This is a genomic window from Nesterenkonia lutea, from assembly GCF_014873955.1.
Classification (GTDB): domain Bacteria; phylum Actinomycetota; class Actinomycetes; order Actinomycetales; family Micrococcaceae; genus Nesterenkonia; species Nesterenkonia lutea.
The window spans coordinates 2,151,955-2,176,712 of the sequence record NZ_JADBED010000001.1 but is presented as its reverse complement, the minus strand read 5'-3'; the positions used below and the strand labels follow the sequence as shown (position 1 = coordinate 2,176,712).

Genomic DNA, 24,758 nt, shown 5'->3' with positions numbered 1-24,758 from the left:
CGCCTCAGCCGGCCGAGACCCGGCGCCTCAGCCGGCGACGACGGCGGTCACAGCTTCAGACCACAGGGCCACCGCCTGGTCGACCTCAGATTCCGAGACCACCAGCGCCGGAATGAACCGGACGACCTCGCCCCAGGAGCCGCAGATCAGCAGCAGCAGTCCGCGCCTGGCGGCCTCCTGCTGGGCGGCCATCGCCGTGGCCGGATCAGGTGCGCCGTCGGCGTCGCGGAACTCGTTGCCCACCATGAGGCCCAGACCGCGCACCTCGGCGATGCGCGCGGTGCCGACTGCCTCATTGACCGTGGAAGCGACGTGGCGCAGTCCGGCGCGGAGCTGCTCGCCGCGGGCGGCCGAGTTCTCCACGAGCTTCTCCTCCGCAATCACGTCCAGCGTCGCGACCGCCGCGGCGCAGGCCACCGCGTTGGCCCCGTAGGTCCCTCCCTGTGAACCTGGCCAGGCCTTCGCCATGAGCTCGGAGGAGGCGGCGATCCCGGAGATGGGGAAGCCGGAGGCGATTCCCTTGGCGAACATCATGATGTCCGCGAGGGCGGGTCCGCCTGCCGGGCTGAAGTGGTCGTGTCCCCAGAATCTGCCCGTGCGCCCGAATCCGGTCTGCACCTCGTCGATGATCAGCAGGATGCCGTGCCGGTCCGCCCGTTCGCGCAGGCCGGCGAAGAATCGCTCGTTGCCGGGCACGTAGCCGCCCTCTCCCAGCACCGGCTCCACCATGAACGCGGCAGTGTCCGCCGGACTGGACTGTGTCTGCAGCAGCAGGTCGAGCTCCCTGAGCGCGAAGTCTGTGGCCTGCTCCTGGTCCCAGCCGTACTCGCGGTAGTGGCTGGGATTCGGGAACGGCGACACCATCACACCGGACATCAGCGGGCTGAACCCCGCCCGGAACTTCGTGCCCGAGGTGGTCATCGAGGCAGCCGCCACCGTCCGGCCGTGGAATCCGCCCTGGAAGACCACGATGTTGGGCCGCCCCGTGGCCTGTCGAGCAAGCCGCAGCGCGGCCTCGGCGGCCTCTGAGCCTGAGTTGGAGAAGAAGACCGAGTCCAGGCCCGCGGGGAGCACCTCGGAGAGACGCTCGCTGAGCGTCAGCAGCGGCTGATGCATGATCGTCGTGTACTGACCGTGGATGAGCTGGCCCACCTGCTCCTGAGCGGCCGCGACCACCCGCGGGTGGCAGTGGCCCGTGCTGGTCACACCGATTCCTGCGGTGAAGTCCAGGTGGGGCTGTCCTGACTCGTCATAGAGCCATACGCCCTCGCCCCGGGTCGCCACCAGGGGAGTCGCCTGCTTCAAGAGTGGTGAGAGGGTCGCCATCGGGTATACCTTTCGGATTGTTGACAATCTGGTGTCCGGCCCAGGCTAGCGCCCTTGGCGGCACATGACCAGTGCGGCGCGTGACCGGACCGCCCGCCCCGCCCGCCCGCCCGCCCCGGCCCGCCCGTCCACCCCGGACCGCCCGCGCCGGTCAACGGGAAGGCCCGGGCGTGGTGTCCGTGCATGGCCGAGGCATGGCCGGGGCATGGTCGGCGCAATGGCAGCGGCGTAGGCTGAGCGCGCAGGCCCTGCGACCGGGACACCCTTTCGAGGAGGACACATGGCAGAACAGACCATCACCGCAGAACGCGAGTCCAGCCTGATCGAGGCTGTGCCCAAGCAGCTGTTCATCGATGGGAAGTGGGTCGACGCCGAAGGTCAGTCCACCCTCGAGGTCATCGATCCCTCCACCGGAAGGCGACTCTGCATGGTCGCGGATGCCTCGGCGCAGGACGGCTGGGATGCGCTGAAGGCGGCCGAGGCCGCCCAGCCGAATCTGGCCGCCATGGCCCCGCGAGAGCGCGCGAACATCCTCATGCGCGCCTTCGAGCTGATGCACGAGCGCAAGGACGACCTTGCACTGCTCATGACCCTGGAGATGGGCAAGCCGCTGACCGACTCCCATGCCGAGGTCGCCTATGCCGCCGAGTTCTTTCGGCACTTCGCCGAGGAGGCGACGCGGATCAGCGGGGGCTACCAGACCGCGCCCACCGGCAATGCGCGCTTCCTCGTGGCGAAGCAGCCCGTCGGACCTTCCATCCTGATCACTCCCTGGAACTTTCCGCTCGCGATGGGCACCCGGAAGCTCGGGCCGGCGATCGCCGCAGGCTGCACCTCGGTGATCAAGCCCGCCGAACTCACCCCGCTGTCGATGTTGGCGCTCGCAGACATCCTCGATGAAGCCGGCCTTCCGGCGGGGGCCGTCAACGTCCTCGTGACCTCCACCTCCGGCAAGGTCATGGAGCCGCTGATCCGCTCGGGCATCGCTCGGAAGCTCTCCTTCACCGGATCCACGCCGGTGGGCCGCAAGCTGTTGGAGCAGGCCTCGCAGCATGTGCTGCGGACCTCCATGGAGCTCGGGGGCAATGCAGGTTTCGTGGTCTTCGAGGACGCCGACATCGATGCCGCGGTCCAGGGTGCGCTGCTGGCCAAGATGCGCAACACGGGTGAGGCCTGCACCGCGGCCAACAGGATCTTCGTCCACCGCAGCGTCATGGACGAGTTCGCGCAGAAGCTCTCTGCCGAGATGGAGAAGCTTCCGCTGGGTCGCGGCGTCCAGGACGGCGTGCGCGTCGGTCCGCTGGTCGACGCCACACAGCTGGACAAGGTCGACGCGCTGGTGACCGATGCGGTGGACGGCGGCGCCAAGATCCTGATCGGCGGCAGGCCCGTGGATCGAGACGGCTACTTCTACCCGCCCACCGTTCTCACCGATATTCCGGACAACGCCCGGATGCGCGAGGAGGAGATCTTCGGTCCCGTGGCTCCACTGACCCCCTTCGACACCGAGGCGGAGGTCATCGAGTGGATCAACGCCACCGAATACGGTCTGGTCAACTACGTCTACACGGAGAACCTGCGCCGCGGCATACGCGTGGCCGAGGCTGTGGAATCCGGGATGGTCGGCCTCAACCAGGGGGCCGTCTCCAATCCGGCCGCTCCCTTCGGCGGGATCAAGGAGTCGGGGCTGGGCCGGGAGGGCGGTGACATCGGGATCGAGGAGTTCCTCGAGACCAAGTTCATCGGCATCGCGATGTGAGCGGAACGGATTCTGCCACCGGTCAGCGCGAGCTGATCCTCTTCGCCGAACGTGCCCCGAGACCCTCCGGGGAGCTGGGTCCGCTGTCGCTTCGGATCCACGGCAGGCCGCCACGTCGAACCCTGCCCGGCTGGCGGGCCTGACCGACCGAGACGCTCTGGCCCCGGGCTCCCGGGCAGACCTCGTCGTGCTCGGCGATGACTGGCAGGTGCGCTCGGTCCTGCGCGCCGGGAGGCGGCTGGAAGCTTCGGGAATGGATTCGGCAGGGGTGTCGTTGGACCGGAGGTAGAAGTTGAGTCACCTGCACTCAACTCAGTTTGACACCATGTCGAACGAGGATGAGACTTGAGTGCAGTTCGCTCAACGCAGCTCTCGACACAGCTCTCGAAAGGAGTCCGCATGTCACGCGCAGTAGGTATCGACCTCGGAACCACCAACTCAGTGGTCACAGTTCTTGAAGGTGGCGAGCCCACCGTCATCGCCAACGCAGAGGGTGCACGCACCACCCCCTCGGTCGTCGGCTTCTCCAAGTCCGGCGAGGTCCTGGTCGGTGAGGTCGCCCGCCGCCAGGCAGTGTCCAACCCCGATCGCACGATCGCTTCGGTCAAGCGCCATATGGGCACGGACTGGTCCACCGAGATCGACGGCAAGAAGTACACCGCGCAGGAGATCTCCGCCCGCACGCTGATGAAGCTCAAGCACGACGCCGAGTCTTACCTGGGCGAGGACGTCACCGATGCAGTCATCACCGTGCCGGCGTACTTCAACGACGCCGAGCGTCAGGCCACCAAGGAGGCCGGCGAGATCGCCGGGCTGAAGGTCTCCCGCATCGTCAACGAGCCCACCGCCGCGGCGCTGGCCTACGGCCTGGATAAGGGCAAGGAGGACGAGCTCATCCTGGTCTTCGACCTGGGCGGCGGCACCTTCGACGTCTCCCTGCTCGAGGTCGGCAAGGACGAGGACGATTTCTCCACGATCCAGGTCCGCTCCACCGCAGGTGACAACCGCCTCGGCGGCGACGACTGGGACCAGCGGATCATGGACTGGCTCGTCGCGCAGGTCAAGTCCAAGGAGGGAGTCGATCTCTCCAAGGACAAGATCGCCGTGCCGCGTCTGAAGGAAGAGGCCGAGCGTGCCAAGAAGGAGCTCTCCTCCACCTCCAGCGCCAACATCAACATCCCCTACGCCACCCAGAACGACGGCGTCCCGGTGCACGTGAACGAGACCCTGTCCCGCGCCAAGTTCCAGGACCTGACCTCGGATCTGCTGGACCGCACCAAGAAGCCGTTCAACGACGTCATCACCGAGGCCGGGGTCAAGGTCTCCGAGATCGATCACGTGATCCTCGTCGGCGGCTCCACCCGCATGCCGGCCGTGGCCGATCTGGTCAAGCAGCTCTCCGGCAAGGATGCCAACAAGGGTGTGAACCCGGACGAGGTCGTCGCCGTCGGCGCAGCCCTGCAGGCAGGTGTTCTGGCCGGTGAGCGCAAGGACGTGCTGCTGATCGACGTCACCCCGCTGTCCCTGGGCATCGAGACCAAGGGCGGAGTCATGACCAAGCTGATCGAGCGCAACACGGCCATCCCGACCAAGCGCTCCGAGGTCTTCTCCACCGCCGAGGACAACCAGCCCTCCGTGGCCGTCCAGGTCTTCCAGGGTGAGCGCGAGTTCACCCGGGACAACAAGCCCCTGGGCACCTTCGAGCTGACCGGCATCGCTCCGGCCCCGCGCGGAGTGCCTCAGGTCGAGGTCACCTTCGACATCGACGCCAACGGCATCGTCCACGTCTCCGCCAAGGACAAGGGCACCGGCACCGAGCAGTCGATGACCATCACCGGCGGCACCTCGCTGGAGAAGGACGACATCGAGCGCATGGTCGCCGACGCCGAGGCTCACGCCGAGGAGGACAAGGCACGCCGCGAGGCCGCCGAGAAGCGCAACGCTGCAGAGTCCACCGCCTACTCGGTGGACAAGCTCCTCAAGGACAACGGCGAGAAGCTGCCCGAGGAGGTCAAGACTGAGGTCCAGGCCGACGTCGACGAGCTCAAGAAGGCGCTCGAGGGCGAGGACAACGCCGACGAGGTCAACGCCGCGTACGAGAAGCTGCAGGCCTCCCAGGTCAAGATCGGCGAGGCGCTCTACTCGCAGGCCCCCGATGGTGCCGCTGACGGCACCGGCGAGCCCGCGGCCGAAGAAGAGGACATCGTCGACGCAGAGGTCGTCGACGAAGAGGACGAATCCGAGAAGAAGTAAGGGGTCTGACTCATGGCAGATCATAAGAACCCCGAGGTTCCCAGCGGCGAAGAGCCGGAGGAGCAGGACCCGGTGCAGGACCCCTTGGCCCAGGCTGAGAAGATCCTGCAGGACCTCCCCGTGGAGGACGCCGAGGACATCGAGACCATCGGAGCCGAGGGCGAGGCCGAGAACTATGGCGCCGCCGGAGATCCGGTGTCAGCTGAAGAGGTCGCCGGCGTCTCCTCCGAGGACATCGACCCACGGGTCGCCGAGGAGCCCGAGCTGCAGCAGGTCACCGGTGATGAAGGCATCACCGGCGGCGTGGAGACGGAGCCGGAGGAGCGCATCGACGCAGCCGATGAGTTCCTCCGCGGCACCGAGGAGGAGGAGATCGCCGAGACGGTCATGGCATCAGAGGACGAGGCAGACACTGCTGAGGACGCTGTCCGCGAGGCCGAGCTGCAGGCTGATCTGCAGCGGCTGCAGGCTGAGTACGTCAACTACCGGCGTCGGGTGGAGCGTGATCGCGCCACCGAGCGCGACCGGACCAAGGGTCAGCTCATCACCGAGCTGATGCCGGTCCTGGATGACATCTCTTCGGCCCGCCAGGCCGGGGATCTCCAGGACGGTCCCTTCGCACATATCGCCTCGCGGCTGGAGTCGGTGCTGCAGCAGCAGGGCCTGGTGGTGGTGGGAGAGATCGGGGAGGCCTTCGATCCCAACCAGCATGAAGCCATCATGACCCAGCCGAACGATGAGATCCCCGCCGACCATGTGGCCGTGGTGCTGCGTGCCGGCTATCGCCACGGCGACCGCCTGCTGCGGGCGGCCCAGGTGATGGTCTCTTCAGGGCCCGCCGAGAACTGAGCTGAGAGACAAGGAAGGAGGGAGGCGCCATGGCCTCACAGGACTGGATCGATAAAGATTTCTATGCCATCCTCGGCGTCTCCCGCGATGCCTCTGAGGAGGACATCAAGAAGGCGTACCGGAAGCTCGCCCGGAAGCATCATCCCGACAAGAACCCCGGGGATGATGCCTCTGAGCAGAGGTTCAAGGACATCGCCGAGGCCCACTCCGTGCTGGGAGACAAGAAGCAGCGCGAACAGTACGACGCCGTGCGCGCCATGGGCTCGGGTGCCCGTTTCTCGGGCGGCCCGGGCCCGGGCGGCGCCGCCGGCGGCGGCTTCGAGGACCTCTTCGGGAATCTCTTCAACGGCGGCTCAGGCCGTGGCACCGCAGGGGGACAGACCCCCGGCGGTCCGGACCTCTCCGACCTCTTCGGCGGAGGGGGATTCGGAGGCGGCGGGTTCGGCGGAGGCCGCTTCGGCGGTGGAGCTCCCGCCAAGGGAGCGGACCGGACCTCCAAGACCACGATCTCCTTCGCCGGTTCCATCCGCGGCACCACTGTCGGGCTCCGCGAGCCCAACGGAACGGTGATCGACGTGCGCATCCCGCCCGGCATCAGACCCGGGCAGAAGGTCCGGGTCAAGGGCAAGGGTCAGCGCGGACCGGGTGGCGCCGGCGACCTGCTCGTGGAGGTCGCCATCTCCGGACACAGGTTCTTTGAACGTGAGGGCGATGACATCCGCATTCACCTTCCCGTGGCCTTCGACGAGGCCGCGCTGGGCACCACTGTCCAGGTCCCGACCGTCCACGGGGAGAAGGTGCACATCAAGATTCCCGCAGGCGTGGCCTCGGGGCGCGTGCTGCGGCTCAAGGGCCACGGTGTGCGTCGTCGGGAGAAGGGCCGTGAAGTTGCGGGCGACATGCTGGTGACCCTGGAGGTCCAGGTTCCCAAGGACCTTCCCGCCGAGGCTCTGGAAGCCGTCAGGGCCTACGCGGAAGCCACCAGGGGCATCGATCCCCGGAAAGGCCTCGAGGCCAAGGCGGTGCTGTGATCATGGATGCCCGGACAGTGCTCAACGCACGGATGCTCGAGGCGGACCAGCGGCACGCGCCGCTGTTCGTGATCTCTGTGGCGGCCGAGCTCGCGGACATGCACCCCCAGACCCTTCGCCAGTACGACCGCATCGGTCTGGTCACCCCGCGCCGCCAGGGCGGACGCCACCGCAGGTACTCCCCGTACAACATCGAGCAGCTCAGGCAGATCCAGCAGTTCTCCCAGGAAGGCGTCTCGCTCGAGGGCATCCGCAGGATCCTCGAGCTGCAGAACCGCGTCGAGGTCCTCGAGGAGACCGTGGACGTGCTGCGTCACGAGCTGCGCGAATCCGAACGGCACTCCACGAAGCCCCGGATCTTCGCCGTCGGCCCCCACGGCGATGTCGTCACCGTGGCCCGCGGCCGACGCCCCCGGGCCAGCACCCAGGCGCTGGTCCTCTGGGACCCCGGCCCGCGCCGCCGCTGAGTCTTCATCCCGGCCCTGGCCTGCACCTCGGCCGGTGCTGGCTTGCGCCTCGGCCGGCGCTGGGCTGACGCGCTGACCTCTGTCCTGCGAGTCCTCCCTTCCCCGCGCCGGTCGGCCCGGGATACTGGAGGACATGTCTGCCTCGAAGCTTCCCCGTTCCCTTGCCGTCGGCGCGCTGGGAGTCGCGGCCGTCATGCTCATGACCGGCTGCAGCGCTGACCCGGCGGAGACCGTGGACGAGGCGGCCGAGTCCCTTGCCGGTGCGGTGAGCTCCGGGGACTTCTCCTCGCTGGACTTCGCCTCGGGCGACGCGCAGTCACTGACCTCCGCGGTGGAGAACCTTCACGAGCACCTCGAGGAGATCACCCCCTCGGTCACCCCCGGGGTGATCGCGCTGGATGAACCGGGGGAGGACTCCCCGCGCCCGGTCACCGCGACGGTCCCGCTGCAGCACAGCTGGGACCTCTCCGAGCTGGGCATCGAGGGCGAGACCTGGAGCTACGAGACCACCGCCGAGCTCGTCTATGACGAGGAGGCCGAGACCTGGGCCGTGGAGGGCACGCCGGAGATCATCCTCCCGGACTACAGCGGCCAGGAGGCCCTGAACCTGGTGACCACAGGGGCGGACCGTGGTCGCATCATGGACGACGAGGGCCGGGCCATGGTCTACAACCGCGACGTCGTGCGGCTGGGCATCGACAAGTCCCGGCTGGCCGAGGACGGCGAGCCCGCCGACGCGGAGACTCTGCGAACCTCCGCCGAGGAGCTGGCCGAGCTGGTCGACATCGACGCTGAGGCCTATGCCGAGACCGTCGTGGCCGGCGGTGAGCTCGCCTTCGTCGAGGCGATCACGCTGCGCCGCGCCGAGAGCGAGGTCACCGCCACCGAGGTGGAGGCGATCCCCGGCGCCTCATCCGTCTACGACCAGATGCCGCTGGCTGATTCCCGCGACTTCGCTCCGCTGCTGCTGGGCCGGGTGGGACCGGTGACCGCCGAGATCCTCGAATCCGATCCGAGCCTCGCCGTGGGTGACACGGTCGGCCTCTCCGGAATCCAGTCCGCCTATGAGGAGACTCTGCGCGGCACACCGGGCATGGAGATCCAGCTCGAGGGGGAGACCCTGTACGCGGTGGAGCCAGAGCCGGGAGACGACCTGGACACCACGATGGTTCCGCGACTGCAGAACCTCGCACAGGACATCGCAGACGAGCAGGACACCGCTGCCGGCATCGTGGCCATCCGTCCCTCCGACGGCGGCATCCTGGCCGCCGCCAGCCATGACCCCGAGGGCGGCTACGTGCCGATCGCCACCCAGTCCACCTACGCGCCGGGCTCCACCTTCAAGGTGGTCTCGGCCCTGGCCATGCTCCGTGACGGCCTGACCCCGGAGTCCTCCGTGGAGTGCACCGACCGCACCACCGTCCACGGTCAGGAGTTCGGCAACTACTCCGGCTTCCCGGCCAACTACCTCGGCAGCATCGACTTCCGCGACGCCGTGGCGGTCTCCTGCAACACCGTCTTCGCCGACGCCTGGGACGACGTGACCTCCTCTGAGGTGCATGATGCGGCCATGGACCTCGGCCTGCGCGAGGATCCCAGCATCGGCGTTCCCGCCCGGATGGGATCGATCCCGCAGGACTCCGAGCAGAACCTGCATGCCTCGAACCTCTTCGGCCAGGGCAATGTGGAGGCTTCGCCTCTGGGCATGGCCACGGTCACCGCATCCATCGCCGCGGGGGAGACCGTGCAGCCTCACCTCGTGGTGCCCGAGTCGGAACCGGCCGCGCCGGAGGACGGCCTCAGCGCCGAGGAGGCAGAGGACCTGCGCACGCTGATGACGGACACCGTGAACTTCGGCTCGCTGGAGTCCATGGGGGCCATCCCCGGGGAGCCCATCTACGCCAAGACCGGCACCGCGGAACGGGGTGAGGGGGACGACGCCTACTCCCACACGTGGGCGATCGCGATGCAGGGGGACCTCGCTGTGGCGATCTTCCTGGAGGAGGGCGAGTTCGGCGGCTCCACCAACGGCCCGCTGCTGCAGGAGTTCCTGGAGGGGGCCTCCGCTATCCTGTAGCGGTGACTTCCCAGCCCGACTCTTCCCAGCCCGACGCCTCTACGCCCGAATCCTCCACGCCTGAAACCTCCCCGCCCGACCCCACCGACACCTCCGACCCGGACGCCTCCGGACCTGGAGCCGCGCCTGAGCACTTCGAGCGCAGCCGTCCGATGCGCCGCCCGCTGTCCTTCGTGCGCCGCAGCAACCGGCTCAAGCCCAGCTATCAGCGGACCTGGGACGCGGCCCTGGGCCAGGAGCTGCTGGACATTCCGCACGGTGAGCGCGACACCTCGGTGGCTGAGGACTTCAGCATCGACTGGCCCGCCGAGTTCGGTCGCACCGCGCCGATCATCGTGGAGATCGGCTCCGGCTCCGGTGAAGCAGTCGCACAGGCGGCCGCGAACCACCCGGAGACCGATTTCCTCGCCATCGAGGTCTACCGTCCCGGCGCGGCCCAGCTGGCGAGCCGCGTCCGCCGCGAGGGCCTCCGCAACGTCCGGGTGGCGGTGGCCAACGCGCCCGAGGTGCTGGACCAGCTCTTCGCCCCCGGACAGGTCTCGGAGGTCTGGATCTTCTTCCCTGACCCGTGGCACAAGAAGAAGCACAATAAGCGGCGTCTGATCGATGCGGGGTTCCTCACCAAGGTCGCCCGGGTGCTGCCCGAGGGCGGCGTCTTCCGGCTCGCCACTGACTGGTCAGGCTACGCGGTGCAGATGCGCGAGGTCCTCAGCGCCTCGGAGCAGTTCAGCAATCCGCACGCGGGAGAACGCTCCGGTGAGGAGTCGCCGCTCACCGAGGTGCGCCTGTACGATCTGGACGCGAAGTCCATGGGCAGGGATCCTGCGCCGCTGCCGCTGGAGCAGGCCCGCGACGACGACGGCGGCTGGGCTCCTCGGTTCAGCGGCCGTGCCCAGACCGACTTCGAGTCCAAGGCGCTGGCGGTGGGCCGCAGGATCTTCGACCTCACCTACATCAGGAGGCAGGACACGCCCGACTGACATGCACGCCTGACATGCACGCCTGACATGCACGCGCGCCCGACTGAGCATCGCACCTGACTGACACTCGCACCTGTACAGAACTGCGCATCCACCTGATCCGCACCACCAAGAGATCGAGGTACATCACCCATGTCCGAAGAGCAGCCACCCAAGCGGAGTCAGCGAATCGGGGAAGAGACGCGGCGCGTCTCCCGTCGAGCGGGGCACGCCCTGGGCCAGCTGAACCCGATCTCCCGCGCCAGCTACCCGCACGACACCCACCCGGCGCTCGTGCCGGGCATCGGCATCGACGAACAGCGCCGGCGTTACAGCATCGACTGGTTCATCTTCGCGGTCACCGGTGTGCTCACGGTGGCCTTCGTCATCTGGGGCGTGGCCGACCCGGCCGGCGTCTCAGAGGTGGCCGGCGTCGCCTATGACTGGACCATGGTCCACGCCGGCTGGCTCTTCAACGCGCTGGCCGTCGTCGTCCTGGTCTTCCTGCTCATCCTGGCCGCCACCCGCTACGGCAGGATTCCGCTGGGCAAGGACGGGGAGCAGCCGGAGTACTCGACCTTCGCCTGGATCGCGATGCTCTTCGCCGCGGGCATCGGCATCGGCGTCCTCTTCTGGGGCCCCGCCGAACCGCTGGCATACTTCCACAACGTTCCCGCCCCGCTGGATCACGAGCCGGGGTCGAACCAGGCGCTGCACAGCGCGATGGCGCAGACCTATTTCCACTGGGGACTGCATGCCTGGGGCATCTACGCCCTGGTGGGCGGCGCCGTGGCCTACGCCGCCTATCGCCGCGGTCGCGTCCCGCTGATGTCGGCCATCTTCGAGAAGCTCTTCGGCAAGAAGCACTCCGAGGGCTTCGCCGGAAAGATGATCGACATGTTCGCGATCGTCGCCACCCTCTTCGGCACCGCCGCGGCGCTGGGCATCGCCGTGATGCAGATCGGGCAGGGCGTGGTGATCGTCTCCGGCGCCTCGGAGCTCACCAACACGATGATGGTCGTCATCATCGCCGTGCTCAGCGCATGCTTCGTGGTCTCCGCCGTCTCCGGGATCTCCCGCGGCATCCGCTATCTCTCGAGCATCAACATCGTGCTGACCGTCGGCGTCATCACCCTGTTCTTCATCGCCGGACCCACGCTGTTCCTGCTGAACCTGCTGCCCTCGGCGTTCATGGAATACCTGGGGACCATGTTCCAGATGATGGGTCGCTCGGCCTCCTGGGGCCAGGAGACCCTGGACTTCCAGTCGGCGTGGACCGTCTACTACTGGGCCTGGTGGATCTCCTGGTCTCCCTTCGTCGGCATCTTCATCGCACGGGTCTCCCGCGGCCGGACCATCCGGCAGTTCATCCTGGGCGTGATCCTCGTGCCCTCCTCGCTGCTCTTCGTGGCCTACGGGGTCATGGGCGGAACCTCCATGTGGCTCTCCCGGGAGGGCCAGGGCGGCGTCAGCCCGGACCTGAGCGCCCCTGAGGTGCTCTTCGCGGTGATCGACGCGCTTCCCTTCCTGCAGTGGCTGCCGATCGTCGTCGTCGTGATCCTCGCGATCTTCTTCATCACCTCGGCAGACTCCGCCTCAGTGGTGATGGGGATCCTCACCACCCGCGGCGATCAGGACCCGAACAAGCTCGTCGTGGTCTTCTGGGGCCTGGTCATGGCCGGCGTGGCCACGGTCATGCTGCTGCTCGGCGAGGGCACCGCGCTGCAGGGCCTGCAGTCACTGGTGATCGTCACGGCACTGCCGTTCGCGGTGGTCCTGATCCTCATCATGATCGCCTGGTCCCGAGAGCTCGCCACGGACCCGCATGCGCTGCGGGAGAAGTACGCCGATCTCGCCGTCAGCAACGCCGTGCTCGACGGCGTGCACCGCTACGGCGATGACTTCGCGCTGGAGGTCGTTCCCACCGATCCGGGTGAGGGCGCCGGCGCCCAGGTGGACTCCGAGCATGGTGACTACACATCCTGGTACCAGCGAACGGACGAGCACGGCGCACCCGTGGGCTATGACTTCGCCACCGGGGAATGGGCCGACGGCTGGGACCCGGAGACCGGTGAGATCGGGACCGTGGTGACCGGTGATGTTCCTGATTCCCCGGCCGCCTCCGATTCCCCCGCCGCCGAACCGGACCCGGAGGGTCAGACCACCAGTCGGTAGCCGCGCTTGACCACGGTCTTGACCATCCCCGGGTCGGGCAGCGAGTGGCGCAGCCGTGAGACCCACATCTCCAGGGCGTGCTCTGAGCCGCAGTGCGGAAGCACTGCCAACAGGTGCTCCCTGGAGAGAACGGCTCCCTGAGCCTTCATCAGTGCGCGCATCAGCGCCAGCGGTCCGGGGGCGAGCTGCACCGCGGAGGCGCCCGGATGGGGCAGGTGCAGGGTGTCTCCGGCGACCCGGATGTCTCCGTGGCGGGTGTGCAGTCGCAGGGCCTGATCCTCTTCAGGCGTCTGCCGCGCTGGAATCGCCATCACCGCTCCTCACCATGCCGGGGCCTTCAGGCATGTCATGGGCTGCCTGGGCTCAGGCTATGGCTCGGGCGTTTCTCGGTGTTGTCCTGGGTGTAAAGCGGAGATGTCCTGCGCCGCTCGGCTCGTGCGAGGGCTCAGGCGGGCTGCGGTCTCAGCGATTCGGCCCGTAGGCCCGGCGGGCGAAGACCAGCAGGCCGAGCAGCAGCATCCCCGGCAGGATCCAGCCCGAGACGCCCTGCAGCGTCGCCACCCGGAAGTCGACGGGCGCACCGGCCGAGGCGAACCAGAAGTGCAGAATGGCCGCTGCAGAGATCATGGACTGGGCGAAGGCGGCGGGCCAGATGGAGCCCGACCGCATGCGCAGCCAGGCCAGCACCCCGCCGATGATGATCGAGAAGCCGAGCATCAGCGCCAGTGAGACGAACACCGGCGTCTGGCCGTAGAAGAAGCCGGCCGCCAGCAGCGGCGCGTACCAGAGCCCGGAGATCACTCCGGTCAGCACGACGGCGGCGCGCGGCCCCCAGCGCAGCTGCAGCCGCGGGAAGAGGTAGCCCCGCCATCCCATCTCCATGCCGGCGTGGAGGAAGACCCCGAGCACGGCGCCGGAGAATATCCAGCCCACCTCCACCATGAGGCCTGTGGCGATGAACTCGGTGGCGTCCCGGCCGAGCCGGGTGCTCAGGTCCTGCACGAAGATCGGCATCGAGAGGTCCAGGGGGTATGCTCCCAGCGCCCCGCCCAGCGGCAGCGCGGCCAGGCTGAACCCGAAGAAGAGCAGAAGCGCAAGAATGCTCCAGGCCAGCAGTCTGCCCACGGGCCGCAGCGGCGTGATCCCCAGAGCATCGGTGATGCTCTGCGTCTTGAGCAGGCGACCGGAGGGTTCCTGGCTCGGGGCATGGTGGCCGTAGAGCGTGCTCAGCGGCTGGCGGCGTTCCAGGACATGGGCCAGCACAGCGGCGATCGCCGGGGTGAGCATGAACAGGTTGAGGTAGACCTCGCTCGGCGCCGCGCTGCGCTCCTCGGGGCTCATCAGGACCAGGGGCAGCCCGACCAGCCAGCCCAGGGTCAGGGCGAGCAGCACGAAGGTGCTGAGAATGACCAGGGGGGTGCGCGGCGTCGTCGCCAGGGTGTCGATGGGAGCAGTCACGCGACGACCCTATCGGCTCCGGCTGGACGGGTCAGCCTCGCTGGGCGTCCTGGCGTCGGGCGATGAAGAACATGCGACGGAACGGCAGGATGGTTCCGATGCGTGTCTGCGGGTAGGCCTCGCGCAGCGCGGCCTTGTACTCCGCGCTGAACTGCTCGCGGACCTCTCCGGGGAGCGCCTGGAGCACCGGCCGTGCCGCTGCGGCCGAGATCCAGTCGAAGACCGGGTCCTCGCCGTGGAGCACATGGTGATAGCGGGTCTCCCAGGCCTCGACCTCCCAGCCGGTCTGGGAGACGTCGAGCATGTAGTCCGTCAGCTCTGCCGTGGGCTTCAGCAGCGCGACCGGGTCGATGTGCTCGGCGTAGGGCCTCTTGGCGGCGAATTCGGCAAGCAGCTGGTGGCTCGGGGCGTTGAAGTTGCCGGGCACCTGCACGGCCAGCATGCCGCCCTCCGCCACATTGTCCATGATCGAGGGAAGCAGCTCGCGGTGCTCCGGAATCCACTGCAGCGCCGCATTGGACACGATCAGATCTGCGGGCTCCTGCAGGTGAAGATCGCGGATATCGGCACGGGTGTAGGAGATCCGATCGTCGTCGGTGGCCTCGCGGGCCCGCTCGAGCATCTCTTCGGAGGAGTCGATCCCGGTGATCTGCGCCGTGGGCCACATGCCGCGCAGCACCGGCATGCCGTTGCCCGGGCCGCAGCCGAGGTCCACGATCCTGGCGGCTCGGGGCGCGCGCACACGCTGGAGCAGGTCGATGAAGGGCTGGGTCCGTTCGGAGGCATAGGTCAGATACGCCCCCGGGTTCCACTGGGTGCTGGGCATTCGTCGAGTCTAAGCGGGGTCGGAGACGATCGCCCGGTGAGCGACACAATCCGACACTCGGATGAGTCAACACTAATGCGAACGATTTGCAATTGCCTGCTGATTCAGATGAGAATGGTTCGCATGAACACTAGATCACTCACACTGTCCTCGATCGTCATGGTCTCGGCTCTGGCGCTCTCCTCCTGCGCCGACGACGCCTCCGGCGCCGACGCGGAGGGTTCGCCGGAGTCCGCCGCCCCGACGGCCGCCGACTCCACGGCCGCCGCCGACTCCTCCGCCGCGGTCGAACCTTCAGACCGCGAGACCCACGAGGCCGGGGGGCCCAGTCCACGAGTCGCGGTGACCTATGACGGCGGGGTGGCTGTGCTCGACGGCGCCACTCTCGAGGTGCTCAGCGATCAGGAGGCCGAAGGGTTCGTCCGGGTCAATGCGGCCGGCGACGGTCGGCACTTCTTCCTCACCGAGGGCGAGAGCTTCCGGCTGATCGACGGCGGCACCTGGGCCGAGCCCCACGGCGATCACGATCACTTCTACACCACCGACCCCCAGCTCAGTGATGTCACAGTGGACGGACCGGAGCCCGGGCACGTGGTCTCCCACGACGGGATCGGCACCCTGTTCTTCGACGGCAGCGGCGATATCCACAGCTACGACCTCGCCGAGCTGGACATCGAGTCCGAGCTCGAGACGGACGTGACCTCGACCGAGGAGGCTCATCACGGTGTGGCCGCGGTCTTCGCCGACGGCGGGCGCTTCGAGACCCTGGGTGATGAGGACGAGCGCAGCGGCGCCCGCGTGCTCGACGCCGAGGGTGAGGAGATCGCCCGCAGCGAGGACTGCCCTGGTGTCCACGGGGAGGCCGCCGGACCCGAGGGGATCATCGCCGTCGGATGTGAGGACGGGGTGCTTCTCTGGGACGGTGCCGAGTTCTCCAAGATCGACTCCGGCGAGGACTATGCGCGCACCGGGAACCTCTTCCCGGCTGAGGACTCCACCGTCTTCCTCGGTGACTACAACCTCGACGCCGACGGTGAGGAGCCGATGACCCAGGTGGCGCTCGTCGATGCGGCGAGCGAGGAGGTCTCAGTGGTCGACGTCGGCGCTGCGTACAACTTCCGCTCGCTGGCCCGCGGCCCTGAGGGTGAGGCGTTGGTGCTTGCCGAGGATGGACAGCTGCATGTGATCGATCCGGAAACCGGCGAGCAGACCGACCAGCTGGAGGTCATGGACGAGTGGACCGAGCCCGAGGAGTGGCAGGAGCCGCGCCCGGCCATCCGTGTGCTGGACGACATCGCCTACATCACTGAGCCCGACGCGCAGACGCTGCACATGGTGGATCTGACCTCGATGGAGATCATCAACACCGCCGAGCTGGACTTCACGCCCAACGAGATCGCCGCTGTGGACGGCCGCGCCGCCGAGGGTGCGGAGGACCACGAGGGTGAGCACGCAGAGGGCGAGCACGAGGACGAGCACGAGGACGAGCACGCCGAGAACGAGGCCGCTGAGGAGGACGACCACGAGGGCCACGATCACGACTGATCGGTCGTGCTGACCGGCGTCTCGGCTGGGCGGAGCGCGCTCAGCGCTGTGGGTCCAGGGTGCTCTTCGCGGAGTCGCCTGCGGGAAGGGTCGGAGCGATCACGCGTCCGGCCCTTCTTCGTGCCGCCGCCGCGGTCCACCAGGCGCCACCGATGATCATCGCGCAGCCCAGCAGCTGCCAGGCGCTGGGGATGTCGGCGAAGATCACTGCGGCCAGTGCCACTGCGAAGACAGCGGAGAGCAGCATCAACGTGCTGGAGGCGGTCTCGGAGATGCTGGTCATTGCGATGTTGAAGCACAGGTAGGTCAGCACCTGGCCGACGAAGGCCAGCGCGAGCATCGCCCCCCAGCCCTCGAGCCCTTCGGGCACCTGGAGCCGGCCGAGTCCGGTGGCGGTCAGCGCCGTCGTCGCGCCTGCCGAGAGGCAGACCAGGCTCAGCACCGTGAAGGGTGCGGACCGGTGCTCCCGTCCTGCGCCCCTGCGGTCCCGGCTGTCCCGACTCTCCTGGGCGGAGCGTCGAATGATGGCGAGGTAGAGGGCATACCCCGTGCCCGCGGCAAGGCCTGCCAGCACGCCGGCCAGCTGGAGATTCTCCAGGTCCATCGCTCCGGCGGTGAGGGCCACCCCGGCCAACATCAGGGGGATGATGAGGGCGAGCTGTCGCATGGGACGGACGCCTTCCAGCATCCAGGCGAGCAGCGGCAGGATCACGATCTGCACATTGATCAGCACGGTGGCGATGCCTGGTCCGATCATGGCGATCGAGGTGTTGTAGAAGCTGTAGTCCACGCCCAGGGCGACGCCGGCGATCAGCGCGCCCATCAGCATGCGACGCGATGGTCCCGCCTGCCCGGTGCGGCGCAGCAGCTCCCAGGCCGCCATCGGGAGCAGCATCGGCACGGCGAGCAGACAGCGCCAGGCCGCGACGCTGAGCGGCTCGCCGTCGATGGCGGAGATCATCGCCGCCGAGGAGGCCATTGCCAGGGTGCCCAGCACCATCAGGACCACGCCACGGGCTGGGGTCATCCTGCCCGGCGTCCTTCTGCCTGGGACCATCTGTGCCGAGGCTGCCATGGAGCGGCTAGGACTTCACGAGTCGGCGGATGGCGGCGGTGGCCTCCTGGATCTTCTCCTCGGCCTCCTCCCCGCCAGCGGTGACCGCGTCGGCCACGCAGTGTCGCAGGTGATCCTCGAGCAGGGCCATGGCCACATTCTCCAGGGCGGCAGTCGTCGCGCTGATCTGGGTGAGGATGTCGATGCAGTAGGTGTCCTCATCCACCATGCGGTGGAGGCCGCGGGCCTGACCTTCGATCCGGCGCAGCCTGCTGAGGTACTTGTCCTTCTCGGTCATGTACCCGTGCTGGGCTTCCATGGATCCTCCTCCTGTGGCCACGCCACTTCTTCACGCCATCACTTCAGGCCATCACTATATGGTCCGTCGTGCACAAATATACCCTAAGGGGGTATATTGGTGACTGTTCTTGGATCACCGACATCCCCATCGTCCACAGAGGAGCTCACCATGGTCGAGACCCGCCGATACGCCGTCACCGGCATGTCCTGCAGCCACTGCGAGAGTGCCGTGCGCGAAGAGGTCGAACAGCTGACCGGAGTCGCGTCCCTCGAGGTGAGCGCCTCCACTGGACTGTTGGAGCTCACGGTCACCGAACCGGCGCTCGCCGACGCGCAGGTGCTCGCCGCCGTGGACGAGGCCGGCTATGACGCGACGAGGCAGCCGTGAGCCGCGCCGCGACCGACGCCGCGACGGGCGCCGTGACGGACGCCGCGGCGGAGCGCATCGAGCTCGAGATCGGTGGAATGACCTGTGCCGCCTGCGCGCAGCGGGTCGAGCGTCGACTCAACAAGCTTGAAGGTGTGACGGCCAGCGTCAACTACGCCACGGAGAAGGCCACAGTTCACGCAGGCGCCGGGGCCAACGCGGGCACAGGGGCCGGCGCCGGCGCGAGCCCGAGCACAGGCACAGGCCCAATCACAGGCACGGGCGCAGGCGGGGCGACCCGGCTCGACCGCGATGCCACCGTCGCGGAGCTCATCGCGGCCGTGGAGAAGTCCGGCTACAGCGCACAGGAGCCCGCTCCGCCCAGCGAGGACTCCTCAGGCGCGGGCGCCGGGGAGCGAGAGCTGGCCAGGCTGCGTCGTCGGCTGCTGGTCTCTGCCGCGCTCGCCGTCCCCGTCGCCCTGCTGGCCATGGTGCCTGCCCTTCAGTTCCCCTGGTGGAACTGGGTCTCCCTGGCGCTGAGCCTTCCCGTGGTGCTCTGGGCCGGGTGGCCCTTCCACCGCGCAGCTGCGCTCAACGCCCGGGCCGGCTCCGCGACCATGGACACGCTCATCTCGCTGGGCACGCTCGCGGCGCTGCTCTGGTCCGTCTATGCCATGGTCTTCGGGCAGGCAGGGGATCCGCAGCTGCGCCACGAGTTCGTGTTCTTCGCGGAGCCGCCATGGCTCTCCGACGCCGCGCATGCCGGGGGAGCGGCGAACATCTACTTCGAAGTGGCGACGGCCGTCACCGTCTTCCTGCTGCTCGGCCGCTATTTCGAGAAGCGGTCAAAATCCCGCGCCGGCCAAGCCCTGCGCTCGCTGCTGAACATGGGGGCCAAGGAGGTGGCGGTCCTGCGCGAGGGTGCCGAGGTTCGCATCCCCGTCAGCGAGCTCACCGTCGGGGACGAGTTCATCGTCCGGCCGGGGGAGAAGATCGCCACCGACGGCACCGTCACCGCCGGGGCCTCTGCAGTGGACATGTCCATGCTCACCGGTGAGTCGGTGCCCGTGGACGTCGCTGAGGGTGACAGCGTCACCGGAGCCACGGTGAACACCTCGGGACGCCTCCGGGTCCGTGCCACCCGCGTCGGCTCGGAGACCCAGCTCGCCCAGATGGCCGCGCTGGTGGAACAGGCCCAGTCGGGAAAGGCTCAGGTCCAGCGCCTGGCTGATCGGGTCTCCGGGATCTTCGTGCCCATCGTGCTGGGGATCGCGCTGATCACGCTGGGCGTCTGGCTGCTGGTCGGGCCCTCGGCGGAGTTTGCGTTCACCGCCTCGGTGGCGGTGCTGATCATCGCCTGTCCCTGCGCGCTGGGCCTGGCCACTCCCACCGCACTGCTGGTCGGCACCGGCCGCGGCGCCCAGCTGGGAATCCTGATCCGCGGTCCCGAGGTGCTCGAGACCGCGCGGGGGATCGACACGGTGGTCCTGGACAAGACGGGAACCGTCACCACGGGGGCCATGGAGCTGGTGGCGATGCATTCGGCCCGCACGTGGGGCGATGCCGGGGTCGGAGCTGGCGCTGGGGCCGGAGCTGGCGCGGAGGCCGGGGGCGACGTCGAGCTGCTCCGGCTGGCCGGGGCTCTGGAGTCAGCCTCCGAGCATCCCATCGGCCGCGCAGTGACCAATGCCGCGCGGGAGTCTCTGGGCTCCACCTCGGGGGCCCTGCCCGAGGTCCAGGACTTTCAGAGTCATCAGGGTTTCGGCATCTCCGGCACGGTGGCCGGCCGGGAGGCTCTCGTGGGGCGCCGTGAACTGTTGCGTCAGCGCGGGATCGCCGTGCCCGGTGAGGTGGAGGAGATGCTCGCGGAGGCAGAGTCCCGCGGCGCCACGCCGGTGCTGGTAGCGCAGGAGGGAGTCTTCGCCGGGGTGCTGATCATCTCCGACGCGGTCAAGGACACCTCTGCGGAGGCGGTCGCACGGTTCGCCGCCATGGGCCTGAGCACGGTCCTGCTGACCGGTGACAACGCGGGGGCCGCCCGTCGAGTGGCCGCTGAGGTGGGCATCGAGGAGTTCATCGCAGAAGCGCTGCCGCAGGACAAGGTGGCCGCCGTCGCTCGTCTGCAGGAGCAGGGCCGGAAGGTCGCGATGGTGGGTGACGGTGTCAACGACGCCGCCGCGCTGGCCCAGGCCGACCTGGGAATCGCGATGGGGACCGGGACGGATGCGGCGATCGATGCCGCAGGGATCACGGTCCTGCGCGGTGATCTGCGCAGCGTGGCGGACTCGATCGCGCTCTCCCGCCGGACGCTGCGTGTGATCCGCTCCAACCTGTTCTGGGCCTTCGGCTACAACACCGCCGCGATACCACTGGCTGCGCTGGGTCTGCTCAATCCGATGCTCGCCGGGGCGGCGATGGTCTTCTCCTCGCTCTCCGTGGTGGGAAACAGTCTGCGACTGCGCGGCTTCAAGGGCGTCTAAGCGGTTCTGCCCGAGATCTCAGGGGGGTCTGGCAGGCGTCTCGCGGGGGTCTGGCCGGGATCTGACCGGGTTCTGGCTGCAGGTCCTGCCTAAGATGAGTTCATGTTGAAACCCTTTCGCCAGGTCGACGTCTTCGGTGACGGACCGTTCGCCGGCAACCCTGTAGCAGTGATCGCTGAGGCCCAAGGCCTGACCGATGAGCAGATGCGCGCCATCTCGCGCTGGACGAATCTGTCCGAGTGCACCTTTCTGCTCCCGCCGAGCACGCCCAAGGCGGACTATCGAGTCCGCATCTTCGCCCTGGACAAGGAGCTGCCCTTCGCCGGGCATCCCACCCTCGGATCGGCCCGCGCATGGTTGGACCTGGGCAATGAGCCGCGATCTGCCGACGTCGTCGTCCAGGAGTGTGGTGTGGGACTGGTGCCGGTGCATATCGGCGCCGAGTACCTCTCCTTCGGCGCTCCGGGGCTGGTGCGATCCGGTCCCATCCCCCGGGCTGCGCGGGAGATGCTCACCGAGGCGCTGGGCCTGAGCTCCGGACAGGTGGTCGACGCTGCGTGGGTGGACAACGGCCCCGGCTGGGTGGCGGTGCTCCTGGACAGCGCCGAGACCGTGCTCGGCGTGACCCCGGACATCACCAAGATCCCAGAGTCCGAGTATCAGTTCCTCGGTGTCGTGGGTCCGCAGCCCGAGGGTTCCGCGACGGCGCTGGAGGTGCGCACCTTCTTCCCGGATGACACCGGGGCGCTGCGCGAGGATCCCGTGACTGGCAGCCTCAGTGCCTCCGTGGCGCAGTGGCTGGAGTACTCCGGCCGCATGTCGCCCCCCTACGTGACCAGCCAGGGCACGGTGCTGCAGCGCCGCGGACGGGTCCATGTCGAGGGCACCGGTGAGGCGCTGTGGGTCGGCGGCCGGGCACACGTGACCGTGAGTGGCAGCATCGATGTGGGGGCCGAAGCGCGCGTGGAGTGATGCAGGACCGCAGAGCGAACGACGGCGGGGACATCGGTGCATGCACCGGGGAAGGGCGCCCCAGCTTGCGTCTCAGGGAGGGTGTCCCAGCTGCGTCGTCGGGGACCTGGAAGAGAGTTCCTGGCGACCTTTTGAACTGGAACAAACTGGATCAAACCGCTACGTCAGGAACCCTTGTGGTTCATCGCATTCGAATGTATATTCGAATCATGCAGGTCGTACGCACCGATCCGATGACCGAACCGCTCTGGGAGTCACAGCGGGAGATCAATCGGGTTCAGGCTGAGCAGCTGAGGATGCTCGTCGATTATGTGGAGTCGTTCCTGCGTGAGGCCGAGGTGGTCGACCCTCACCTCATGAGCACCGCCCAGGGCCGCGGCACCGCTGAATCCGCAGCGATCATGAACGCCGCGGAGGCGCTGACCGCCGGCGAGGGACACGTCTGCAGCCAGTACCAGCAGGCTCGGTTCGCACGCCAGAACCTTCCCGCAGTGTGGGCCCGCACCCGGCGGGGTGATATTCCGGTGCGCTCGCTTCTGCGTGTGGTCTCGGCGGCTGAACGTCTGGTCTCGCCCGCCAGCGTGGAGCGCATGGACCGCGAGGCCGAGGTCTACGCGACGAGCCACAGGCCCGCGCAGCTCAACGCCTGGCTCAATCGATTCGTCGCGAGAGTCGAGCCGGAGCAGCAGGCCCAGCGCTGCCACCGCAACCACGCGGAACGCCGAGTCTGGCTGGAACATGTGGAGGACGGGCTCAGCATCCTGCACGCGATGCTGCCCACCTTGACCGCCGAGGCGATCAAGAATCGACTTGTTGAAGTGGCACGAAGCCCCAAGCAGCCCGTCCCCTATGACCCCTGCGTCGAACCGCCGTCGGTCCGGACCGGAGGCGCAGCCACCAACCATGTGCACACCGACTGGCTCGGGCTGCCCAGTGGCGAATCGTCAGTTGCCTGGGACGCCCGGAGCGTCGAGGGTTCGCCGGACGCCCGGCACCTCGAGAGTTCGCCGAAGGTGTGGGCGGCATCGCAGCAAGGAGCCTCCCGGACTGCTGGAACGGAGGGCGCGGACCCGCGGCACAAGGACCCTGGCGGGATGAGCCGCACCGGCGGTGACGACAGGACGCAGGGACAGCGCGAGGCGGACCTGCTCTCACATTGGCTGCTGATTGGCCAGGTGGATTCGGACACCCCGATCAACGGTCATATCGGCCTGCTCATCTCCGCCGAAAGCCTCATCGAACCTCGAGAGGGATCGACGAGGACTCCGGCCGTGGCCGAGACTCCAGCAGTGAGCCGGAATCGCCGCCATGCCTATCCGGCCGAGATGATCCGACGGATCGTTCAGGCCGATCACCACCGGCTGACCTGGACCCAGGTCCCGGAGGCATTTGACCATTCGACGCCCCTGGAGCTGCGGGATGCAGGTGGGTCGGGCGAACACCTGCCGAAGGATGGTCGGCCCGGAGCGTGGCCACCGGCTGAAGCTCGGCCCGGCGAGGAACCGCCCGACTATCGGCCACTGGGCGAGCCCCCGCCGGCCCTGGGCCCGCCGCATGGGCACCCGCAGCGAGGTGATCCTTCGGTGACGGGTTCGCCCCCTGAGGACGGACCGGTTCCAGTCCTCGAGCGGGTGTACCAGAGCAGATTCGTGCCGCGGCTGCTGCGCCGTGCCATCGAATTCCGGGACGGCACCTGTCAGGCGCCGGGGTGCATGGTCGCCGCAGAGCACTGCGACATCGATCACCAGATTCCCTGGCCACATGGGCAGACCACGGGTGCCAACCTCTGGGCGCTGTGTCGGAAGCATCACCGGCTCAAAACCGCGGGATTCCTCGACGTTCCCGCAGTCCGGCTCCCCTTGCGCACCACGTAAGCTGGCTCCAGCAGAGCGCCACTTCGCAAAGGACCCGATGACTGACGAATACCGCCTCTCCGCAGCAAGCCTGACCTCGGGCTACGAGGAGCGCCAGGTCCTGGAGGACCTCACCATCAGCATCCCGGACGGATCGTTCACCGTCATCATGGGGCCCAACGCGTGCGGGAAGTCCACTCTCCTGCGCAGTCTCGCTCGGCTCATCAAGCCCACCGGCGGGCAGGTGCTGCTCGATGGTGAGTCCATCTCCAACATGCCCACCAAGGAGCTTGCTCGGACAGTCGGGCTGCTGCCGCAGTCGGCCATCGCTCCCGACGGGATCACCGTCTTCGATCTGGTCTCTCGCGGACGACACCCGCACCAGCACATGTTCAAGCGCTGGGGAAACGAGGACGAGGCCGCCGTCCGCACGGCACTGGAGAACACCGCGATGACTCAGCTCGCGAGTCGCGAAGTCGATGCACTCTCAGGGGGGCAGCGGCAGCGCGCCTGGATCGCGATGGCGTTGGCCCAGGAGACTCCACTGCTGCTTCTGGACGAACCGACCACGTACCTCGACATCGCGCACCAGATCGAGATCCTCGAGCTGTGCGCACGGCTCCAGCGGGAGGGCCGCACCCTGGTCGCCGTTCTCCACGACATCAACCAGGTGCTTCGCTACGCCTCGCACATCGTCGCCATGAAGGACGGTCGCATCGCGGCGGAGGGCACTGCAGAAGAAGTGGGCACCGAGGAGACCATCCGCAGCGTCTTCGGCGTGGACTCCCGTGTCATCGAGGACCCGGAGACCGGCAAACCGCTCATGATCCCCAGGGCGCCGGTGCACTGAGGCGAAGCTCGGCACCTCGTCTCGCTGGCATGCCACACGCCGCCGGGACACAGCCCGGGCGCCGCCCAGCGATCGGCGCCCAGCCCGGGCGTCGCCCCGCCGAGCCCGGGCGACGGCATCTTCTGTTCCCGCCGTCCGCGTGCCACACTGCTGAGCG

Annotated in this window: 20 protein-coding genes; 14 read left to right on the top strand and 6 right to left on the bottom strand. The window is 68.1% G+C overall.

Features of this window, described 5'->3' with window-relative positions; translation table 11 throughout:
• Positions 1–27: 27 nt before the first annotated feature.
• Complete coding sequence (locus H4W27_RS09950) at positions 28–1,326, bottom strand: aspartate aminotransferase family protein (protein WP_192595793.1); 1,299 nt, start codon at positions 1,324–1,326, stop codon at positions 28–30.
• A 280-nt stretch (positions 1,327–1,606) separates the two neighbouring features.
• Between H4W27_RS09950 and H4W27_RS09945 the strand changes: the two genes are divergently transcribed.
• From H4W27_RS09945 to H4W27_RS09910, 8 genes are all read left to right on the top strand, one after another.
• Positions 1,607–3,085: an NAD-dependent succinate-semialdehyde dehydrogenase gene (locus H4W27_RS09945; protein ID WP_225939076.1), complete on the top strand. Its 1,479-nt coding sequence runs from the start codon at positions 1,607–1,609 to the stop codon at positions 3,083–3,085.
• Positions 3,086–3,484: 399 nt separating this feature from the next.
• On the top strand, positions 3,485–5,338 hold the full coding sequence (dnaK, locus tag H4W27_RS09940; protein WP_192595792.1) for a molecular chaperone DnaK: 1,854 nt from the start codon (positions 3,485–3,487) through the stop codon (positions 5,336–5,338).
• 12 nt (positions 5,339–5,350) lie between these two features.
• Positions 5,351–6,187: a nucleotide exchange factor GrpE gene (locus H4W27_RS09935; protein WP_192595791.1), complete on the top strand. Its 837-nt coding sequence runs from the start codon at positions 5,351–5,353 to the stop codon at positions 6,185–6,187.
• A 29-nt stretch (positions 6,188–6,216) separates the two neighbouring features.
• Positions 6,217–7,218 (top strand): DnaJ C-terminal domain-containing protein, encoded by a 1,002-nt coding sequence (locus tag H4W27_RS09930; protein ID WP_192595790.1) that lies wholly within the window; start codon positions 6,217–6,219, stop codon positions 7,216–7,218.
• A gap of 2 nt (positions 7,219–7,220) precedes the next feature.
• A complete protein-coding gene (locus H4W27_RS09925; protein ID WP_318782278.1) occupies positions 7,221–7,685 on the top strand; it encodes a heat shock protein transcriptional repressor HspR in 465 nt (154 codons plus the stop codon).
• A gap of 133 nt (positions 7,686–7,818) precedes the next feature.
• Positions 7,819–9,762 carry a penicillin-binding transpeptidase domain-containing protein gene (locus H4W27_RS09920; RefSeq protein WP_192595789.1) on the top strand — a complete coding sequence of 648 codons (1,944 nt, stop codon included), beginning with the start codon at positions 7,819–7,821 and terminating at the stop codon, positions 9,760–9,762.
• A gap of 2 nt (positions 9,763–9,764) precedes the next feature.
• Entirely contained in the window at positions 9,765–10,742 is a 978-nt protein-coding gene (gene trmB / locus H4W27_RS09915) for a tRNA (guanosine(46)-N7)-methyltransferase TrmB (RefSeq protein ID WP_318782276.1), read from the top strand.
• 132 nt (positions 10,743–10,874) lie between these two features.
• Positions 10,875–12,896, top strand: coding sequence for a BCCT family transporter (locus tag H4W27_RS09910; RefSeq protein ID WP_192595788.1), 2,022 nt, complete (start codon positions 10,875–10,877; stop codon positions 12,894–12,896).
• Here the strand turns inward: H4W27_RS09910 and H4W27_RS09905 are convergent.
• From H4W27_RS09905 to H4W27_RS09895, 3 genes are all read right to left on the bottom strand, one after another.
• Positions 12,878–13,207 carry a winged helix-turn-helix domain-containing protein gene (locus H4W27_RS09905; RefSeq protein ID WP_192595787.1) on the bottom strand — a complete coding sequence of 110 codons (330 nt, stop codon included), beginning with the start codon at positions 13,205–13,207 and terminating at the stop codon, positions 12,878–12,880. The two genes, H4W27_RS09910 and H4W27_RS09905, sit on opposite strands and share 19 nt — an antisense overlap.
• 151 nt (positions 13,208–13,358) lie before the next feature.
• On the bottom strand, positions 13,359–14,354 hold the full coding sequence (locus tag H4W27_RS13875; RefSeq protein ID WP_192595786.1) for a CPBP family intramembrane glutamic endopeptidase: 996 nt from the start codon (positions 14,352–14,354) through the stop codon (positions 13,359–13,361).
• A 31-nt stretch (positions 14,355–14,385) separates the two neighbouring features.
• The gene (locus H4W27_RS09895) at positions 14,386–15,180 is read right to left on the bottom strand and encodes a methyltransferase domain-containing protein (RefSeq protein WP_192595785.1); all 795 of its coding nucleotides are present in this window, start codon (positions 15,178–15,180) and stop codon (positions 14,386–14,388) included.
• Positions 15,181–15,303: 123 nt separating this feature from the next.
• On the opposite strand from H4W27_RS09895, the gene H4W27_RS09890 reads away from it, so the two are divergent.
• Positions 15,304–16,725, top strand: coding sequence for a hypothetical protein (locus tag H4W27_RS09890; protein ID WP_225939075.1), 1,422 nt, complete (start codon positions 15,304–15,306; stop codon positions 16,723–16,725).
• A gap of 40 nt (positions 16,726–16,765) precedes the next feature.
• On the opposite strand, the gene H4W27_RS09885 is transcribed toward H4W27_RS09890, so the two are convergent.
• Both H4W27_RS09885 and H4W27_RS09880 read right to left on the bottom strand, forming a co-directional pair.
• Positions 16,766–17,752 carry a DMT family transporter gene (locus tag H4W27_RS09885; RefSeq protein WP_192595783.1) on the bottom strand — a complete coding sequence of 329 codons (987 nt, stop codon included), beginning with the start codon at positions 17,750–17,752 and terminating at the stop codon, positions 16,766–16,768.
• Positions 17,753–17,807: 55 nt separating this feature from the next.
• The gene (locus H4W27_RS09880; protein WP_192595782.1) at positions 17,808–18,098 is read right to left on the bottom strand and encodes a metal-sensitive transcriptional regulator; all 291 of its coding nucleotides are present in this window, start codon (positions 18,096–18,098) and stop codon (positions 17,808–17,810) included.
• Between the two features lie 150 nt (positions 18,099–18,248).
• On the opposite strand from H4W27_RS09880, the gene H4W27_RS09875 reads away from it, so the two are divergent.
• The 5 genes from H4W27_RS09875 (at position 18,249) to H4W27_RS09855 (ending at position 24,601) form a co-directional block, all read left to right on the top strand.
• A complete protein-coding gene (locus tag H4W27_RS09875) occupies positions 18,249–18,467 on the top strand; it encodes a heavy-metal-associated domain-containing protein (RefSeq protein ID WP_192595781.1) in 219 nt (72 codons plus the stop codon).
• Positions 18,464–20,926 carry a heavy metal translocating P-type ATPase gene (locus tag H4W27_RS09870; protein WP_343931505.1) on the top strand — a complete coding sequence of 821 codons (2,463 nt, stop codon included), beginning with the start codon at positions 18,464–18,466 and terminating at the stop codon, positions 20,924–20,926. The genes H4W27_RS09875 and H4W27_RS09870 overlap by 4 nt, the downstream gene beginning before the upstream one ends.
• Before the next feature lie 102 nt (positions 20,927–21,028).
• Positions 21,029–21,898, top strand: a complete 870-nt coding sequence (locus H4W27_RS09865; protein WP_192595780.1) for a PhzF family phenazine biosynthesis protein — start codon at positions 21,029–21,031, stop codon at positions 21,896–21,898.
• A 209-nt stretch (positions 21,899–22,107) separates the two neighbouring features.
• Positions 22,108–23,772 carry an HNH endonuclease signature motif containing protein gene (locus H4W27_RS09860; RefSeq protein ID WP_192595779.1) on the top strand — a complete coding sequence of 555 codons (1,665 nt, stop codon included), beginning with the start codon at positions 22,108–22,110 and terminating at the stop codon, positions 23,770–23,772.
• Positions 23,773–23,809: 37 nt separating this feature from the next.
• A complete protein-coding gene (locus H4W27_RS09855) occupies positions 23,810–24,601 on the top strand; it encodes an ABC transporter ATP-binding protein (RefSeq protein ID WP_192595778.1) in 792 nt (263 codons plus the stop codon).
• Positions 24,602–24,758 lie beyond the last annotated feature (157 nt).

Coding starts and splice junctions, on each gene's coding strand:
- H4W27_RS09950 (WP_192595793.1), bottom strand. CDS start 1,326: ATGGCGACCCTCTCACCACTCTTGAAGCAGGCGACTCCCCTGGTGGCG.
- H4W27_RS09920 (WP_192595789.1), top strand. CDS start 7,819: ATGTCTGCCTCGAAGCTTCCCCGTTCCCTTGCCGTCGGCGCGCTGGGA.
- H4W27_RS09910 (WP_192595788.1), top strand. CDS start 10,875: ATGTCCGAAGAGCAGCCACCCAAGCGGAGTCAGCGAATCGGGGAAGAG.
- H4W27_RS09905 (WP_192595787.1), bottom strand. CDS start 13,207: ATGGCGATTCCAGCGCGGCAGACGCCTGAAGAGGATCAGGCCCTGCGA.
- H4W27_RS09880 (WP_192595782.1), bottom strand. CDS start 18,098: ATGGAAGCCCAGCACGGGTACATGACCGAGAAGGACAAGTACCTCAGC.
- H4W27_RS09930 (WP_192595790.1), top strand. CDS start 6,217: ATGGCCTCACAGGACTGGATCGATAAAGATTTCTATGCCATCCTCGGC.
- dnaK (WP_192595792.1), top strand. CDS start 3,485: ATGTCACGCGCAGTAGGTATCGACCTCGGAACCACCAACTCAGTGGTC.
- H4W27_RS09860 (WP_192595779.1), top strand. CDS start 22,108: ATGCAGGTCGTACGCACCGATCCGATGACCGAACCGCTCTGGGAGTCA.
- H4W27_RS09895 (WP_192595785.1), bottom strand. CDS start 15,180: ATGCCCAGCACCCAGTGGAACCCGGGGGCGTATCTGACCTATGCCTCC.
- H4W27_RS09935 (WP_192595791.1), top strand. CDS start 5,351: ATGGCAGATCATAAGAACCCCGAGGTTCCCAGCGGCGAAGAGCCGGAG.
- H4W27_RS09855 (WP_192595778.1), top strand. CDS start 23,810: ATGACTGACGAATACCGCCTCTCCGCAGCAAGCCTGACCTCGGGCTAC.
- H4W27_RS09890 (WP_225939075.1), top strand. CDS start 15,304: ATGAACACTAGATCACTCACACTGTCCTCGATCGTCATGGTCTCGGCT.
- H4W27_RS09865 (WP_192595780.1), top strand. CDS start 21,029: ATGTTGAAACCCTTTCGCCAGGTCGACGTCTTCGGTGACGGACCGTTC.
- H4W27_RS09925 (WP_318782278.1), top strand. CDS start 7,221: ATGGATGCCCGGACAGTGCTCAACGCACGGATGCTCGAGGCGGACCAG.
- H4W27_RS09875 (WP_192595781.1), top strand. CDS start 18,249: ATGGTCGAGACCCGCCGATACGCCGTCACCGGCATGTCCTGCAGCCAC.
- H4W27_RS09945 (WP_225939076.1), top strand. CDS start 1,607: ATGGCAGAACAGACCATCACCGCAGAACGCGAGTCCAGCCTGATCGAG.
- H4W27_RS09885 (WP_192595783.1), bottom strand. CDS start 17,752: ATGACCCCAGCCCGTGGCGTGGTCCTGATGGTGCTGGGCACCCTGGCA.